This is a genomic window from Mesorhizobium sp. P2_C5_2 (genome assembly GCF_056404535.1).
Genome location: NZ_JBFUDV010000004.1, coordinates 681,605 through 696,303 on the forward strand (window position 1 = coordinate 681,605; position 14,699 = coordinate 696,303).

The 14,699-nt window shown below is 59.1% G+C and carries 13 protein-coding genes and 1 pseudogene; 8 read left to right on the forward strand and 6 right to left on the reverse strand.

The features are described from left to right. Positions 1-192: 192 nt before the first annotated feature. Both AC1D1B_RS18520 and AC1D1B_RS18525 read left to right on the forward strand, forming a co-directional pair. Positions 193-5,904, forward strand: coding sequence for a HAMP domain-containing protein (locus AC1D1B_RS18520; protein WP_477333919.1), 5,712 nt, complete (start codon positions 193-195; stop codon positions 5,902-5,904). 10 nt (positions 5,905-5,914) lie between these two features. Then, positions 5,915-7,993: a response regulator gene (locus AC1D1B_RS18525; protein ID WP_477333886.1), complete on the forward strand. Its 2,079-nt coding sequence runs from the start codon at positions 5,915-5,917 to the stop codon at positions 7,991-7,993. A 68-nt stretch (positions 7,994-8,061) separates the two neighbouring features. On the opposite strand, the gene AC1D1B_RS18530 is transcribed toward AC1D1B_RS18525, so the two are convergent. Beyond that, the gene (locus AC1D1B_RS18530; RefSeq protein ID WP_477333887.1) at positions 8,062-8,271 is read right to left on the reverse strand and encodes a hypothetical protein; all 210 of its coding nucleotides are present in this window, start codon (positions 8,269-8,271) and stop codon (positions 8,062-8,064) included. A gap of 676 nt (positions 8,272-8,947) precedes the next feature. Between AC1D1B_RS18530 and AC1D1B_RS18535 the strand changes: the two genes are divergently transcribed. Beyond that, the gene (locus tag AC1D1B_RS18535; protein ID WP_477333888.1) at positions 8,948-9,079 is read left to right on the forward strand and encodes a hypothetical protein; all 132 of its coding nucleotides are present in this window, start codon (positions 8,948-8,950) and stop codon (positions 9,077-9,079) included. A gap of 22 nt (positions 9,080-9,101) precedes the next feature. On the opposite strand, the gene AC1D1B_RS18540 is transcribed toward AC1D1B_RS18535, so the two are convergent. The 3 genes from AC1D1B_RS18540 to AC1D1B_RS18550 form a co-directional block, all read right to left on the reverse strand. After that, the gene (locus AC1D1B_RS18540; RefSeq protein ID WP_477333889.1) at positions 9,102-9,374 is read right to left on the reverse strand and encodes a hypothetical protein; all 273 of its coding nucleotides are present in this window, start codon (positions 9,372-9,374) and stop codon (positions 9,102-9,104) included. A 94-nt stretch (positions 9,375-9,468) separates the two neighbouring features. After that, entirely contained in the window at positions 9,469-9,768 is a 300-nt protein-coding gene (locus tag AC1D1B_RS18545; RefSeq protein WP_477333890.1) for a helix-turn-helix domain-containing protein, read from the reverse strand. Between the two features lie 216 nt (positions 9,769-9,984). Further along, positions 9,985-10,284, reverse strand: a complete 300-nt coding sequence (locus AC1D1B_RS18550) for a DUF1236 domain-containing protein (protein WP_477333920.1) — start codon at positions 10,282-10,284, stop codon at positions 9,985-9,987. Between the two features lie 210 nt (positions 10,285-10,494). Here AC1D1B_RS18550 and AC1D1B_RS18555 point away from each other — a divergent pair, with 210 nt between their 5' ends. The 3 genes from AC1D1B_RS18555 (at position 10,495) to AC1D1B_RS18565 (ending at position 11,678) form a co-directional block, all read left to right on the forward strand. Next, positions 10,495-10,779: a hypothetical protein gene (locus AC1D1B_RS18555; RefSeq protein ID WP_477333891.1), complete on the forward strand. Its 285-nt coding sequence runs from the start codon at positions 10,495-10,497 to the stop codon at positions 10,777-10,779. A 206-nt stretch (positions 10,780-10,985) separates the two neighbouring features. Then, positions 10,986-11,318: a low affinity iron permease family protein gene (locus AC1D1B_RS18560; RefSeq protein WP_477333921.1), complete on the forward strand. Its 333-nt coding sequence runs from the start codon at positions 10,986-10,988 to the stop codon at positions 11,316-11,318. A 150-nt stretch (positions 11,319-11,468) separates the two neighbouring features. Next, positions 11,469-11,678, forward strand: coding sequence for a hypothetical protein (locus AC1D1B_RS18565; protein WP_477333892.1), 210 nt, complete (start codon positions 11,469-11,471; stop codon positions 11,676-11,678). Between the two features lie 286 nt (positions 11,679-11,964). Here the strand turns inward: AC1D1B_RS18565 and AC1D1B_RS18570 are convergent, their stop codons facing one another. Beyond that, entirely contained in the window at positions 11,965-12,261 is a 297-nt protein-coding gene (locus tag AC1D1B_RS18570; protein ID WP_477333893.1) for a PilZ domain-containing protein, read from the reverse strand. A 521-nt stretch (positions 12,262-12,782) separates the two neighbouring features. Between AC1D1B_RS18570 and AC1D1B_RS18575 the strand changes: the two are divergent. Both AC1D1B_RS18575 and AC1D1B_RS18580 read left to right on the forward strand, forming a co-directional pair. Beyond that, positions 12,783-13,031 (forward strand): annotated as a pseudogene (locus tag AC1D1B_RS18575) (terminase small subunit); the annotation flags it as partial. Between the two features lie 147 nt (positions 13,032-13,178). Beyond that, positions 13,179-13,622, forward strand: a complete 444-nt coding sequence (locus tag AC1D1B_RS18580; protein WP_477333894.1) for a hypothetical protein — start codon at positions 13,179-13,181, stop codon at positions 13,620-13,622. A 913-nt stretch (positions 13,623-14,535) separates the two neighbouring features. Here AC1D1B_RS18580 and AC1D1B_RS18585 read toward each other — a convergent pair. After that, positions 14,536-14,699: BA14K family protein (locus tag AC1D1B_RS18585; RefSeq protein WP_477333922.1), on the reverse strand; the 164-nt coding region annotated here is incomplete at its 5' end.

The window sequence follows — 14,699 nt, forward strand, 5'->3', positions numbered from 1 at the left end:
GGCGAAGCGCAGTAATCAAATCCCGAGGAGTCGGCCGCAGCGCTGCTTCCCGGCATCTGAAGCGCCGAACTGCTGCGGAACAAAAGTGGAAGTGCTGCGTTTGGGGGATTGCGGCGGGATGTACCATTTGGCCACAGGGGGCGGGCAAACTATCCAGCATAATCCATTAGGGTCGGGAGGGGCGCTGTGACCGTGCAGGCATCCAAAAAGCAGTTGGACCGTCGAACCATTCTAAATTCTCTAAAAGCCTTTCGGCGCGGTGATTTTTCCGTCCGTATCGACAATGTGTATGAAGGCGTTGATTCGGAGATCGCTGAAACGTTCAACGAAATCGTGAATCTCAACCACCAGGTGACGCGCGAATTCGAGCGCTTAAGCCGGGTCGTCGGCAAGGAAGGGCGGATCGGTGAGCGCGGCCGGGTGCGCAACGCCACCGGCAGTTGGGAATCCAGCGTTCGGTCCGTCAACGATCTCATTGAAGACATGGTTCAGCCGACGGCTGAGGTTGCCCGCGTCATCGGCGCCGTTGCCAAGGGTGACCTGTCGCAAACCATGATGGTCGAAATTGACGGCCGACCCCTGCGCGGCGAATTCCTGCGCATCGGCAAGATCGTCAACACCATGGTCGGCCAATTGGCCTCCTTCGCCTCGGAGGTGACGCGCGTGGCGCGCGAGGTCGGCACCGAAGGCAAGCTCGGCGGCCAAGCCCGGGTCAAGGGTGTGGCGGGCACGTGGAAGGATCTCACCGACAACGTCAACGCCATGGCAACAAACCTAACCGGGCAGGTGCGCAACATCGCAGAGGTCACGACCGCGGTCGCCTCGGGCGACCTGTCGAAGAAGATCACCGTCGACGTCAAAGGCGAAATCCTCGAACTGAAAAACACCATCAACACAATGGTCGATCAGCTCAACTCTTTTGCCTCGGAAGTGACGCGCGTGGCGCGCGAGGTGGGCACTGAGGGCAAGCTTGGCGGCCAGGCCCGGGTCGAAGGCGTCGGTGGCACGTGGAAAGACTTGACCGACAATGTGAATTCCATGGCTGAGAACCTGACCGGCCAGGTGCGCAACATTGCCGAAGTGACGACGGCAGTGGCCTTGGGCGACCTGTCGAAGAAGATTACCGTCGACGTCAAGGGCGAAATCCTTGAGCTGAAGTCGACCATCAACACCATGGTCGATCAGCTGAATTCTTTCGCCGGCGAGGTGACGCGCGTGGCGCGCGAGGTCGGCACCGAGGGCAAGCTGGGCGGGCAGGCACAGGTGCGCGGCGTCGCCGGCACCTGGAAGGATCTCACGGACAACGTCAACTCGATGGCCGAAAACCTTACCGGCCAGGTGCGCAACATTGCCGAGGTGACGACGGCTGTCGCATCGGGCGACCTGTCGAAGAAGATCACGGTCGCCGTTCAAGGCGAAATCCTCGAACTCAAAGACACCATCAACACGATGGTCGATCAGCTGAACTCTTTCGCCTCCGAAGTGACCCGTGTGGCGCGCGAGGTCGGTACCGAAGGCAAACTCGGCGGCCAAGCCGAGGTGAGGGGCGTCGGCGGCACATGGAAGGATCTGACCGACAACGTCAATCTTATGGCCGCCAATCTGACTGGTCAGGTGCGCAACATCGCCGAGGTGACTACGGCTGTGGCGCGTGGTGACCTGTCGAAAAAGATCACCGTCGACGTCAAGGGCGAAATCCTGGAGCTCAAGGATACCGTCAACACGATGGTGGATCAGTTGAACTCCTTCGCATCTGAAGTCACCCGTGTGGCTCGCGAAGTGGGCTCGGAAGGCAAGCTCGGTGGACAGGCTCACGTCGAGGGCGTCGGCGGCACCTGGAAGGATCTGACCGACAACGTTAACGCCATGGCGGGCAATTTGACGGTGCAGTTGCGCGACGTTTCCAAGGTTGCGACGGCTATCGCGACTGGCGACCTGACGCAGAAAATCACCGTCGATGCTCTCGGTGAAATCCTGCAGATCAAAGACGTCATCAACACGATGGTCGACCAGCTGAATTCCTTCGCATCAGAGGTGACGCGTGTGGCGCGCGAGGTCGGCTCCGACGGAAAACTGGGCGGCCAGGCGCAGGTGCGCGGCGTCGCCGGTACCTGGAAGGATTTGACCGACAACGTCAATGCCATGGCCGCCAACCTGACCGGCCAGGTGCGCAACATCGCCGAGGTGACCACGGCCGTGGCGCTCGGCGATCTCTCGAAGAAAATTACCGTCGATGTCCGCGGAGAAATCCTGGAGCTCAAGGACACGATCAACACGATGGTCGATCAGCTCAATTCCTTCGCTTCGGAGGTGACGCGCGTGGCGCGCGAGGTAGGTACAGAAGGCAAGCTCGGCGGCCAGGCGCAGGTGCGTGGCGTTGCCGGCACGTGGAAGGACCTGACCGACAATGTGAACTCTATGGCCGAGAATCTGACCGGCCAGGTCCGCAACATCGCCGAAGTCACCACCGCCGTTGCACGCGGGGACTTGTCGAAGAAGATCACGGTCGATGTGAAGGGCGAAATCCTCGAGCTGAAATCGACTATCAACACGATGGTGGACCAGCTCAACTCCTTCGCCGGCGAGGTCACGCGCGTGGCGCGCGAGGTTGGCACCGAGGGCAAGCTCGGCGGACAGGCGCGTGTCGAAGGCGTCGCTGGCACCTGGAAGGATCTAACCGACAACGTCAACCTGATGGCGACGAACCTGACCAACCAGGTGCGTGGCATCGCCGACGTCGTGACAGCGGTCGCGCAAGGCAATCTCAAGCGCAAACTGACGGTGGACGCGAAGGGCGAAATCGCCTCGCTGGCCGATACCATCAACGGCATGATCGAAACGCTCGCCACCTTTGCCGACCAGGTGACCAATGTCGCCCGTGAGGTGGGTATCGAGGGCAAGCTCGGCGGGCAGGCGCGTGTGCCGGGTGCGGCCGGCCTGTGGCGCGACCTGACCGACAACGTCAATCAGCTCGCCGCCAACCTGACCACCCAGGTTCGCGCCATCGCCGAAGTCTCGACTGCGGTCACCAAGGGCGATCTGACGCGCTCGATCAGCGTCGAAGCTTCCGGTGAGGTCGCCGCGCTCAAGGACAACATCAACGAAATGATCCGCAATCTGAAGGATCAGACGCTGAAGAATGCCGAGCAGGACTGGTTGAAGACCAATCTCGCCCGGTTTTCGCGCATGCTGCAGGGCGAGCGCGACCTCGCGACTGTGTCGCGGCTCATCATGTCTGAGCTCGCTCCGCTGGTGAACGCTCAATACGGGGTGTTCTACGTCACCAATCGCGACGAGGAAGAATCCTACCTCGAGCTGGCGGCGTCATACGGCGCCGAAAGCAAGGCTGCCATCAAGCAGCGCCTTGATTTGCGCGAGGGGCTGGTCGGGCAAAGTGCCGCCGACAGACGCGCCATCATGCTGGACAATGTGCCGCCGGAATTCCTGCGCGTCACATCGGGTCTCGGAAGCGCCTCGCCGGCCAATGTCATCATCCTTCCCGCCTTGTTCGAGGACGAGGTCAAGGCCGTCATCGAACTCGCCTCCTTCGGCGAATTTCGTGACACGCACCAGTCGTTTCTCAACCAGCTGATGGAATCCGTCGGCATCGTTCTCAACACCATTGCCGCAACGATGCGCACGGAGGGTCTCCTCAAGCAGTCGCAACTGCTGACTTCGGAGTTGCAGGCGCGTCAGACCGAACTGACCAAGAAGCAGGAAGAGCTGCATACGACGAACGAGGAGTTGCAGGAAAAGGCGCAGCTGCTCGAAAACGAAAAGAAGCAGGTCGAAAACAAGAACCTCGAAATCGAGATGGCACGCCGCGCATTGGAGGAGAAAGCCGAGCAGTTGGCGCTGACGTCGAAGTACAAGTCCGAATTCCTGGCCAATATGAGCCATGAGCTGCGCACGCCGCTCAACTCGCTGCTCATTCTTTCCAACCTGCTTGCCACCAATCAGCAGGGAAATCTCAACGAAAAGCAGGTCGAGTTCGCGCGCACCATAAACTCTGCCGGAACCGACCTTCTCAGCCTCATCAACGATATCCTCGACCTGTCGAAGATCGAATCCGGCACCGTCTCTATTGACATCAACGATATGCCGGTGACCCATCTTCGTCAGCACATGGAGCGCACCTTCCGCCAGCTGGCGGCCGACAAGGGCCTTGTCTTTACCATCAAAGTCGACCCAGCCCTTCCCGAGACAGTCCGCACGGATGAGAAGCGCCTGCAGCAGATTGTCCTCAACCTGCTGTCGAATGCATTCAAGTTTACCTCGCAAGGCGAGGTCAGCTTGAACTTCCGGGTCGAGAAGACCGGGCGCCGGACCGGCTCCGCACAGCCGGTGAAGGCGCTGGCGATCGCCGTGACCGACACCGGCATCGGCATTCCCGAAGACAAGCAGAAGCTGATTTTCGAGGCCTTTCAACAGGCAGACGGCACCACCAGCCGCAAATATGGCGGCACCGGGCTCGGGCTTTCGATAAGCCGGGAGATCGCCCGCTTGCTTGGCGGCGAGTTGCGGGTCGAAAGCACGCCGGGCAAAGGGTCGACATTTACTCTGGTCATCCCGTTCGCCGGCCCTCGCGTGGCGGCGGCGCAATCGGTGTTGCCTCCGCTGACAGACGCTATCGCCGCCCCAGCATCGCTCGGCAGTCCCCCTTCGGCTGAGCTGATCGACGACCGCGACTCCATATCGCCGACCGATCGCGTCGTTCTGATCGTCGAGGACGACCCGACATTTGGAGGGTTGCTGCTTGGTCTAGCCCGCTCCGCCGGCTTGAAAGGCGTGCTATCGAACGCGGGTTCGGGCACTTTAGCATTGGCTCGCAAACTGGTTCCCGACGCTATCACACTAGACCTTGGGCTTTCGGATATCGACGGCTGGGTGCTTTTCGATCTGTTGCGCCATGACCAGAAGACAAGGGGAATTCCTGTTCACGTTATCTCCGGCGCAGAGGACATTGACGGTCTTGCCCACAAGGGAGCATCCAGCATCTCCACCAAGCCGGTATCCTCGGATGAACTGATTAAGGTGTTTCAGGACATCCATTCCAAGAAGCTGCGCATCCAGCGCCGTGTTCTCGTCGCCGACCCCGATCCGGAACGCCGGCTTTCGCTTGTCGAAGCGATCCGCGACGGCGTGACTTCGGTGACCGCGGTCGGTCGTTTCGCGGCAAATGCGGACGACGCCGGCATGGCTTCATATGATGCTGTCGTGCTCGGCTTCGGACGCTCCGCCAAGGACAATGCGCAAGCACTGGACGAGGTCACTGCCCAGTTCGGCGATGCCATGCCGCAGTTGCTGTTCTTTGCCCCACATCCGGATGCGCTCGAACAGGTTCTGGCGCTGAATCCGGTGCTTGCGGATGTGCCACGGGCCGAGAATTTTGCGCAGCTGGCGCTTCATATTTCGGCAACGCTGCCCGGAGAGGGCCGCGAAGAAAAACGGCCAGTGGTCGAAGAGAATAGCAAGTCCGACCTGGCAGGGGCAAAGGTGCTCATCGTCGACGACGATATCCGCAACATCTACTCGCTCACCAGCGTCCTGGAGACCTACGACATCCAGGTTCTGCATGCCGAGCGCGGCCGCGACGGCATCACGCTTCTGGAACAGACTCCCGACGTCGATGCAGCGTTGATCGACATCATGATGCCGGAGATGGACGGCTACGAGACGATGCGGCGCATCCGCGGCACACCTGCGATCGCTCACATCCCGCTGATTTCGGTGACCGCCAAAGCGATGAAGGGCGACCGGCAAAAATGCCTGGATGCTGGTGCTTCGGACTACATCGCCAAACCGGTCGATCTTGATCTTCTGCTGGCGTTGCTTCGCGTCTGGATTGGTCGTTCCCGCTCACGCGTCGACACATCGGAAAAAATGCTCATGGCAGTGAACTGACGGCCGGTCCATGCAAAAGGTAGCGAGAAGCAAAGTACGGAAACCTGAGCTCTTGAAGTCAAACGAGGGGCTGGCGCGAGCCCGTATCCTCGCCGTGGACGACGATGAGCGCAATCTGCTCGCGATCAGCGAAGTGCTCGCCACAACCGGCGACGTCATCTGCGCCCAATCCGGCGAAGAAGCTCTGCGCTTTCTGCTGAAGGAAGACTTCGCCGTCATCCTGCTGGATGTGCTCATGCCTGGTATAGATGGCTATGAGACGGCTGCGCTCATACGCCAGCGCGAACAATCCAAGCGCACGCCGATCATCTTCCTGACCGCCATCAACAAGGAGGAGGCTCACATGCTGCGCGGCTACGATGCCGGCGCGGTCGACTATGTGTTCAAGCCATTTGATCCGATCATGCTGCGTTCGAAAGTCGCGGTTTTCGTTGAACTCCACGAAAAGACCCTGGAGATCCAGCGAAACGCAGCGACCGAGCAGGGGCTGCTGGCGCAGGCACTCCAGGCGCAGAAGGACAAGCTTCAGGCCGAGCGGGCCCTGCGCAACTCGGAGGAACGGCAGGCTGCCATTTTGAGTTCGCTGCCGGTCTGTTTTCATGCGAGGGCAGCAGAGCCGCCCTTCGCAGCGCGCTTTGTCACCAAAGGTGTCGAGCGCCTTACCGGTTATTCGCCCGACGAACTGACCTCAGATCCGACCTTCGGCCTTAGCCGGGTCCACCCTGACGATCGTCCAAGGTTGGAGCAAGCACTGCTGGAGGCAAAAACCACCGGCTCCTATACATGCGAATTCCGCTGGTTGTGCGCCAATGGTGAGTATCGCATCTTCCTTGACCAAGGTGTGATGTCGAACGGCTCTGACGGCGACGAACCAGAGATATTAGGGACATTGCTTGACGTCACCGAGCGGCGCGGCCTCGAGGACCAGTTGCTGCAATCACAGCGTCTGGACGCGATCGGCAAGCTGACGGGTGGCCTTGCCCATGATTTCAACAATCTGCTCGCCGCCATTCTCAGTGGATTGGGATTGCTCGAGCGCCGGGGAATGGATGATCAGGGACGCCAGGTTGTCGACCTGCTGCGGCGCTCTGCCAAACAAGGCGCCGATCTTGTCACTCGAATGCTCGCCTTCTCGCGGCGTCAAACTCTGAAGCCGGAAGCGGTGCGCCTCGCCGCGCTTGGCGACACTATGAACGGACTGGTGGCCCCCGTTTTGGGAGGGCTGATCCGGTTCGACTGGCAGATCGACGACGCGGTATGGCCTGTACACGTGGACGCCGGACAGCTCGAGCTGGCCTTGATGAATCTTGTTTTCAATGCTCGCGACGCCATGCCCACCGGTGGCACGATAACAGTACATGCCCACAACCGTTCGGTAGGAAACCGGTGGGAAGACGTTCCGGCAGGTGACTATGTCGTTTTGACCGTCAAGGACACAGGCTCGGGCATCGCACCTGACATTCTCGCAAAGGTGATCGAGCCTTTCTTCACCACGAAGCCCGTGGGGAAGGGAACGGGTCTTGGTCTCAGCACCGTCTACGGATTTATGAAGCAATCTGGCGGTACGCTACGCATCGACAGCGTCGTCGATCGTGGGACAGCCATGCAACTGTGGCTGCCACGCTCCGCAACGGAGCCAACCAGCCCCTTGGTGGAGAGCGACGTTGGGCAGACGCTTCTGGCGGCGGAGCAACCATCGATCCTTTTGATCGATGACAGCAACGTGTTGCGGCAACTGACAGCCGAGTCGCTTCGCCAACGTGGTTTTGAGGTGACCTGCGCGGGGGGAGGAGCGGAGGCGCTGGCCATGATCGAACGCACACCCTCCGATTTCGACGTCATCGTAACCGACTTTGCAATGCCGCTCGTATCTGGAGTGGACGTCATACGCTTCGCGCGCAATCTGCGCTCGGATTGGCCGGCGGTGATCATCACGGGCTATGCAGATGCGGAGGACATCGCCAATCGACCGGCGGACGTGCCCTTGCTCGCCAAGCCCTTCCGCGACAAGGATCTGGTCGAAAGCATTTTCCTCGCTATTGCCAATGCTGAGCCCCAAAACATCAAGACAGGCCAGCGGCATGTGTAGAGACCTTTTAAGAGCGAGGGCGGAGATCGTGCGCCTCTAGGGCCCGGCGTTCGATCATGGGAACAACCTCACTGACGCGACGGATTGAGCGTCGCCAAGCGCTGTTTTGCTTCATCGACCCGCCGTTGTTCGGATCTGATCCGACCGCAGAGGGCGAGGCTAAGACAAACCCCGGGGTTTTCGTCGTTTAGCAATCCGTTGGCGCGCTCAAGAGAATGTTCGGCTCGTTTCACGCGCAAGCGAGCCGTCGCCAATTCAAAATCAAGAATTTCGGCCATCGTTCCGAATCCTTCGGTGTGACGTCCCTTCGATAAACCAATCCCCGTCCACCGCTTTGGTTCCTGCGACCGTTTCGCAATCGCATCATGCTAGCCAAATGAAAGGGCTACGGTTGCGGCAAGTGTAACCTGGAATCTGTTGGTTCGGACCGCACCGGGCCGCGATAGCGCACAGAAGGAGCGGGTCCGACGAGGTCGCGTATGCATGGCTGCTGTTCCACAGGGAGTACGTCCACGTCGGCGGCCTTTCGGCTGAGCCACGCTCGCCGGAGTTCCTGGATGAACGGTTTGAGGGTAATCGACCGTGAAATGGCAACGCATGTTAGATCGGCGGGTCCATCGCCAGATGACCATGGGGCAGGCGGCCAGTTGGAGGCTCTTTTTATGACGCCAGCCCAACAGGATCTGCACTTGGCCGAGTCTAGCGGCGGAGATCAAAGCGGCTGAGGCCACTCTTGCCGCCAGATTGGGCGAGTTGCATGGCTACATCGGGCAGGGCGAGGAGCAGAGGCGTTACCCTCATTCTCAATATCTGCAGTCGAGGCAGAAAGTCGGACAGACCTTATCGGCAAGGAGTGGATTGAGACGGGTGCACCGCCACACACCTAGCGGAACATTAGTGTTCTCTAACAGTTCTATCGTCGTGAAATTTCCGAGCCAATCATAGGGTAGAGCAATGGCCGTGCTGGCGTTTGATTTCGTCTATCTTTCTGGCCTGACAGCAGACGACTTGATGAGCGTGTGTGTGTCGCTGGCGGCGTGCCTTCTCTTTTTCAAGGTTATGGCGAAGGATCACCCAAATCGATAGCCGGAACGAGCCGGCCCGATAGTCATTCCGCCTTATCACGCAGGGGCGTCGTGCCTTTCGACCGGCGGAACTTCCTTACCAAATGGACGGTCTCAGCGTCGACCGTGACGCGGCCCAGGGCCCGGACCGTTACCCGGCCTAGATCGTCGTCAACATGCACAACTTCACCCTCGAATCTGATCTTGTCCCCTGGCTTGGCGTGGGGGTCGATGATCGAATAGGGGAAATTGGCGGTGGGGATATAAAGCGCCAAGCGCTCTTCGATTCGTTTGCTCACAATGGCAACGGTCGCCACCTAGTCGCCAATATTGATCTCCCGCGCCATGCGTACGATTCTGGCGCGGCCGAACGCTTCGTCAAGGCGTTGCCAATACGCCTTTCAAGGGGCTTTATCCGTATGCTTTTCTCTGCCGGCGGCTCCACATTCTATTGTCGGTGGCGAGACCGCTATCACCTTCAGGGCGGGCCAGCGATGGAGTGCCGTCCAGGGTGAAGATAATTCCGCCCTCCTCAAACGCTTGGCGCATGGCCGCGATGTTGTGGGGACGGGGTTTCCTAACGCCGTTCTCAAAATCGCTGATCGTCATCTCGCTAAGATTGGCCTTTGCGGCAAGGCGCACTCGCGACCAGTTCAGTATGGCGCGTGCTGCTCTTGATTGATCTGCTGAGAGTAGGTGTCGGCTGTCCATAAGATTTGAACATTCGAGATGGCTAAAATGTTCCCTCGACCTATCTGCGGCGATCGGAGGTCAGTTGTGCATCCCGCATTCTAGCGTTGAGATCAGCCAAGCGGGCATCAAGAGCTGGCGAAGTTTCGACGTCATACATCATTTTCGATCGTCCTGGTTCGCGATGTGAAATCCGCAGCCCGCCGCCCGACTGGCGGCGGGCGACAAGCCATTCGATCAGTCGTAGACCTTGATAATTTTCCGGGTGCCCGGGTCGACCAGGACGGTGCGGTTGTCGACCACAACATACCGATACTTGACGTTCGGGACTTCGTGAAGTTCCACCGTGTCAGGCAAAGCGGTCCCGACATTGAGTTCGACGCCGGGGAGCTTCACCGAGGCGAGCGGCTGCTTTTTCACGTATTCACGGACGACCGTGTCCTGTTCAGGTGTGATGATGACATCCTGCGCTGCGACTGCGCCAACGCCGGCCAACAGCACCGCCGCCGCGGCGACGCTTGTGAGGTGCATTCTCATATTTTTCTCCTCGTTGAACATGGCGGCAGCACCACGCCTGCTCGCCAGGAAATCGAACTTGAATAGCGGCCTATTGTTCCTGTCATGGGGCTTCAGTCCGAAGTGCATCAGACTAAAGGCCTATCTCGCGTAGACCCTAGCCCCTGGGGTGGAACGCTATGTAGTAGCGATCGTTATGCAAATCTAAGGAACTAATAAGGAGAGGACATCATGGCTGACGGCCCAACTGTTGTTAATTCTGGTGGTGGCGGCGGCACTGCGATTGCTGTTGTTATTGGACTTATCGCAATCGTAGTCTTGCTGATATTTACCGGCGTCATCAATATCCATGGTGGCGGCGGCCAGGACATCAACGTCAAGGTTGAAGCGCCAAAGGTGGAAGCTCCAAAGGCGGAAGCGCCAAAGGTAGAAGCACCTAAGGTGGAAGCACCTAAGGTGGAAGCTCCAGCCGGACCGGCGAAGCCTGCCGCCCCAGCCCCTGCTAGTGGCGGCTGATACTCCATCGAGAAAAGCGAATGCCCGCCGCTCCAAGCAGGAGCGGCGGTGTTGTCCGGAGACTGCAGAGAGAGAGAGAGAGAGAGAGGAGGATGTCCGATGCTTCGTGACAAGGAGACTTGGTTCCTGGAGGCGAGCTGGCTCGCGGCCGTGCCTATTTCCGTCGCCGTCACGGCAGTGGTCGTCTTTTTGACGTCTGGCTGGATATGAATCGCTTCCTCTTTATGGTGGGGGACTTTCTATCCCGCCCTCCGGGTTTTTATTTCCTGCTCATAGCCATGCTGCTCTGCACGGCGCTGGTTCCATTCGGCCTGACAAATGTAGTCACTTACGCACTGTCGGTTGCGGCCATCGTGATCACCGGGGTTGTGCTGATCCAAGGCTATCGCGACACAGCTGCTATCCACGCCAAACTTGATGAGATTATCGTCTCGCTGCAGGAAACCAGAAATGACGTAGTCGGATTAGAGCATGCCGAGCCGGAGGAAATTCGGGAAAAGCTTCAGACTCTGGAAGAAGAAGCAGCGAAAACAGTTTAGCCATCCGCTGCAACTACTTAGTGAGGAGCTAGTGACATCGACAGGCGCGTAATGGGTGCGGGGCTCGTCGCTACAGCGAAGCACTTGCACGGCGAAGAGGACCTACACAGTGCTTCGCTACAGGATTTTTGCGAGGGGGGGCTGGTAGCCATGCCGATCCGACGGAGAGCGACTGACGCCGGTATTCTGCAGCCAGCCGAACTGGATTTGTTAGCGCGCGTGTTCGAGCAGCTTCGTGTTGCAGGCCAATCACAGGAAGCGCGTGAAGCAATCGCATCGCGGATCATCGCGAATTACATGGTCGGCGTAACCGATGAAGCCGAGCTCGTTTCGCTGTCCAGACAGCCGCTCGGGCGCTAGCAAGGAACAACGGGCGATTGCGTGTCGCCTGGCCGGCCCGGGAGCTGCGTTCGCGTCGGCCAGGCGGAACCATTGGGAAACAAGCCAGTTATCTGCACTGTTTTCATCTAGCGCTCCCCAAACTGGCCCGCTGCCACCTCCCTGGCGCGGGCTTTTTTGTTTGCTGGAACTGGCACAAAGCCGCGAAAGTTGGTGAGGCTGCAGCGGTGCGACGTCACACTCTTCCCGCTGCCGACTGGTCCCCAAGACGGTCGGGCCGACGGGAGAAGCTTTGTCGCCGGTCAGCTTAGCCATAATGCAGTTTTGGTTTTGGCTCGGTGCCGGTAAACTTCACACCGATGCGGTCGTTTCGCCGCCAACGAACCTCGCAACGGTAGGCAATTCCGTCGGTTGGCACGTATAGCAGAAAGTGCTCCGGCACCCTTGTATCGGCGGCTACGCGTAATTCTGCACCCCTATCATGTTGATTCTTAAGTGAGCAACTGACCTCCGAATTTTGTATTCCGGTGATTATCGCCCCGCCTTTCAGCACACGTTGGCGATGCTGGCGACGGTTGTCATCAGAGGGAGGATTTGGTGACATACATTTTGTCCGCGAAGCTTTTGCCCGTCCAATGTTGTCAGAATGAATTCTATCATAGCACCTCCTAAACCTAGCGTCTTGCTTTCCTGAGTAACAGCGCACGAAGGCGCAGATCGTGGTCCGTTCAGCAAGCGCCTTTCGACAACCAGTTCAGCAGGCAACTACCTACTCGACCTCAAACATCCCCTTTACAGTGGCAATCGCCTCATCGAATGTTTTGTGCGGAGCGGTTATTCCAGTCTCGCCCAATCCTGGCAGCACAATGAATAGCAGCCAGCCCGTATCGGTGCGCTCAAGTTTGACTGACGAATTCACGGGTAGCGGGGGTTTCTTTTTCAATGCCGAATTGCCTTGGTTTGCCGGTGACTCAAACGGCGATTGGCCCGCTCTGTTCCGATCAAATCACCTCAGCGCACTCGCTCAGATCCATCCATGCCAGCAACCGAGTTGACGGCGAAGCTGTCGCGCGTCGTCGATGATTTCATGATCGACCTGAATGCCACACAGGCGCAAATCGGGCCGACTACAGCGACTTGGCGGCCCAGGTGCAGGGATCGCGCCTATTATCGAATGTTATGGTTGCTGAGGCCATCTCAGCTAGGCAGGCGGGTATTGCTCAGGAGTTTGGTGTCACCCAAGAATGCATTGTGGCCGAGCTGGCCAAGATGCCTTTGCCGACATCCGCAAGTGGTTGCACTGAGGCCGCAGCCCGATGCACGGAGTCGAAAACGCCAAGCCGAACGGTGTCGGCATTTATCCGGTCAAGCTAGTGCCAAGCGAGAAGATCGACGAGGACACAGCCGCGCGCTTCGTGTGGATGCCTCTCGCTGTCGAGATGGCAACGGTCGGGTTTCCCCTTGGAGGCCGCTTGTCTCAATCGCCCGATGAGCTTCCTGCCTACCCTTGTGCGAGCCGGAATGCGTAGTGGCGTGGTGTTGCGGCGGCCGGTCGGATCGCATGGCGAATTCACTGAAAAGGCTATGCTTCCGAAAGCACCCGAGGGGCGTCGGCGGGCTCCGGAGGATCGTGCGCAACCCGCAGACGCCGGCAAGAAAGCCGACGCGAAATCCGCAGAGAAGGCGGAACTGAAAGCGTCTGCTGCTCTCGAAAAGGAAGAAAACCGTGCGGCCCTCGATCGCGCAAAAGCAGAGGCCCAGCGCGCGCGTGAGATCAGGCAACGCGAGCTAGTGATTGCTAAGGCCAATACCGTTTTCGAACGGGCTCGTAGCCGCCATGATGACGCCATGAACTCCATCAGGCAGCGACGGGAGGAACTGGACAAAGAGGAAGCTGACGAGGACGAAAGATGGGAGCGCGAGCAGCAGGCGTACGATGCCTCGTTGGAGGAGGCAAAGGCGTAGGCTGCAAGCAACGGCGTCGACCATGTGTGCCCAGCGCTGCTCAGCCGTAGGCGACTGTTTGGAAGGTTTGGTTCTGGCCATGGTAGCGAACTCCGTTTGAGGGGAATCGCCGCAACGGGAGGATTATATTCCTGATCTTGGGCTAGCCGGCAAGTCGGCCCTTGGTCAAAGGCGAATACAAAAAAGCCCGCCGCTGTTGGGGGCGCGCAGCGACGGGCCTCGCTATGGCGGCACTGGTACACAGCCGCCTAGTCGGGAGCGCGCCGTCGCCCGACGCGTCTTATCGGACGCAGGGCGGCCCAGCGGCATGGTCTAGGGGACTTGGGGCGGCGGCTGTCGCTGGGCCTGACCAGTCTGGCTTGAACGAGGCGCGGTGCTGGCTGACTTAAGAATGAGCGCAAGCCACTTTTAAGGCAATTGGCGCCGTCTCATACGTTTGCTTCTCCAGACTCAGCCAATTTGCTTAGGGCGACCTGCGACCGATCTAAATCCTGCGGGCCGCCCGCTTAGAAAATGGCCGGCGCCGCCAGGCGGGAGATTTTGCCCGATATAAGGCGCCGGCCGGGCGGTTAGTCAGGTCCGCCGCCGGAACTAAGCCCATCGAGGAGCGTTTCCCCTCCAGCCAACTAAAGGGAGGAAATAATGCTAAGAGGCGGACTACTCTGGCTCCTTGGAATCCCGATACCAATCATCATCATTCTGTGGTTTTTGGGGTATCTGCATTAGCCCATAGCCCAGCCCACAACAAAACCCCGCTTCGGCGGGGTTTTTCTTGGAAGGGCGTGACGGCGAATTAGGGTGACCCGACATCGCTGTTGAGGGTCAAACAAATGCTCCGCCGTCACTGGTCTCAACCCTTTCGACACGTCGAAGTTCCTATGAAATCGGCGGAAGCTCCATAGCGGCAATTCCCCTATTGGCACTGCCTTCGTGGGCCACCCGAATAGGGTTGGTACGTGTTGTCCTCCGGCCGATAGGAGCGGTAACGGCTGAGGCAATAGTCGACATGGTCAGCCGAAAGCTGGGGGCGGACGTCGTCCGTTGAGGCGTTTCCATCCATCGAAGAGTAGCTTGCAT

Coding starts and splice junctions, on each gene's coding strand:
- AC1D1B_RS18525 (WP_477333886.1), top strand. CDS start 5,915: ATGCAAAAGGTAGCGAGAAGCAAAGTACGGAAACCTGAGCTCTTGAAG.
- AC1D1B_RS18530 (WP_477333887.1), bottom strand. CDS start 8,271: ATGGCCGAAATTCTTGATTTTGAATTGGCGACGGCTCGCTTGCGCGTG.
- AC1D1B_RS18535 (WP_477333888.1), top strand. CDS start 8,948: ATGGCCGTGCTGGCGTTTGATTTCGTCTATCTTTCTGGCCTGACAGCA.
- AC1D1B_RS18545 (WP_477333890.1), bottom strand. CDS start 9,768: ATGGACAGCCGACACCTACTCTCAGCAGATCAATCAAGAGCAGCACGC.
- AC1D1B_RS18550 (WP_477333920.1), bottom strand. CDS start 10,284: ATGAGAATGCACCTCACAAGCGTCGCCGCGGCGGCGGTGCTGTTGGCC.
- AC1D1B_RS18555 (WP_477333891.1), top strand. CDS start 10,495: ATGGCTGACGGCCCAACTGTTGTTAATTCTGGTGGTGGCGGCGGCACT.
- AC1D1B_RS18560 (WP_477333921.1), top strand. CDS start 10,986: ATGAATCGCTTCCTCTTTATGGTGGGGGACTTTCTATCCCGCCCTCCG.
- AC1D1B_RS18565 (WP_477333892.1), top strand. CDS start 11,469: ATGCCGATCCGACGGAGAGCGACTGACGCCGGTATTCTGCAGCCAGCC.
- AC1D1B_RS18570 (WP_477333893.1), bottom strand. CDS start 12,261: ATGTCACCAAATCCTCCCTCTGATGACAACCGTCGCCAGCATCGCCAA.
- AC1D1B_RS18580 (WP_477333894.1), top strand. CDS start 13,179: ATGCGTAGTGGCGTGGTGTTGCGGCGGCCGGTCGGATCGCATGGCGAA.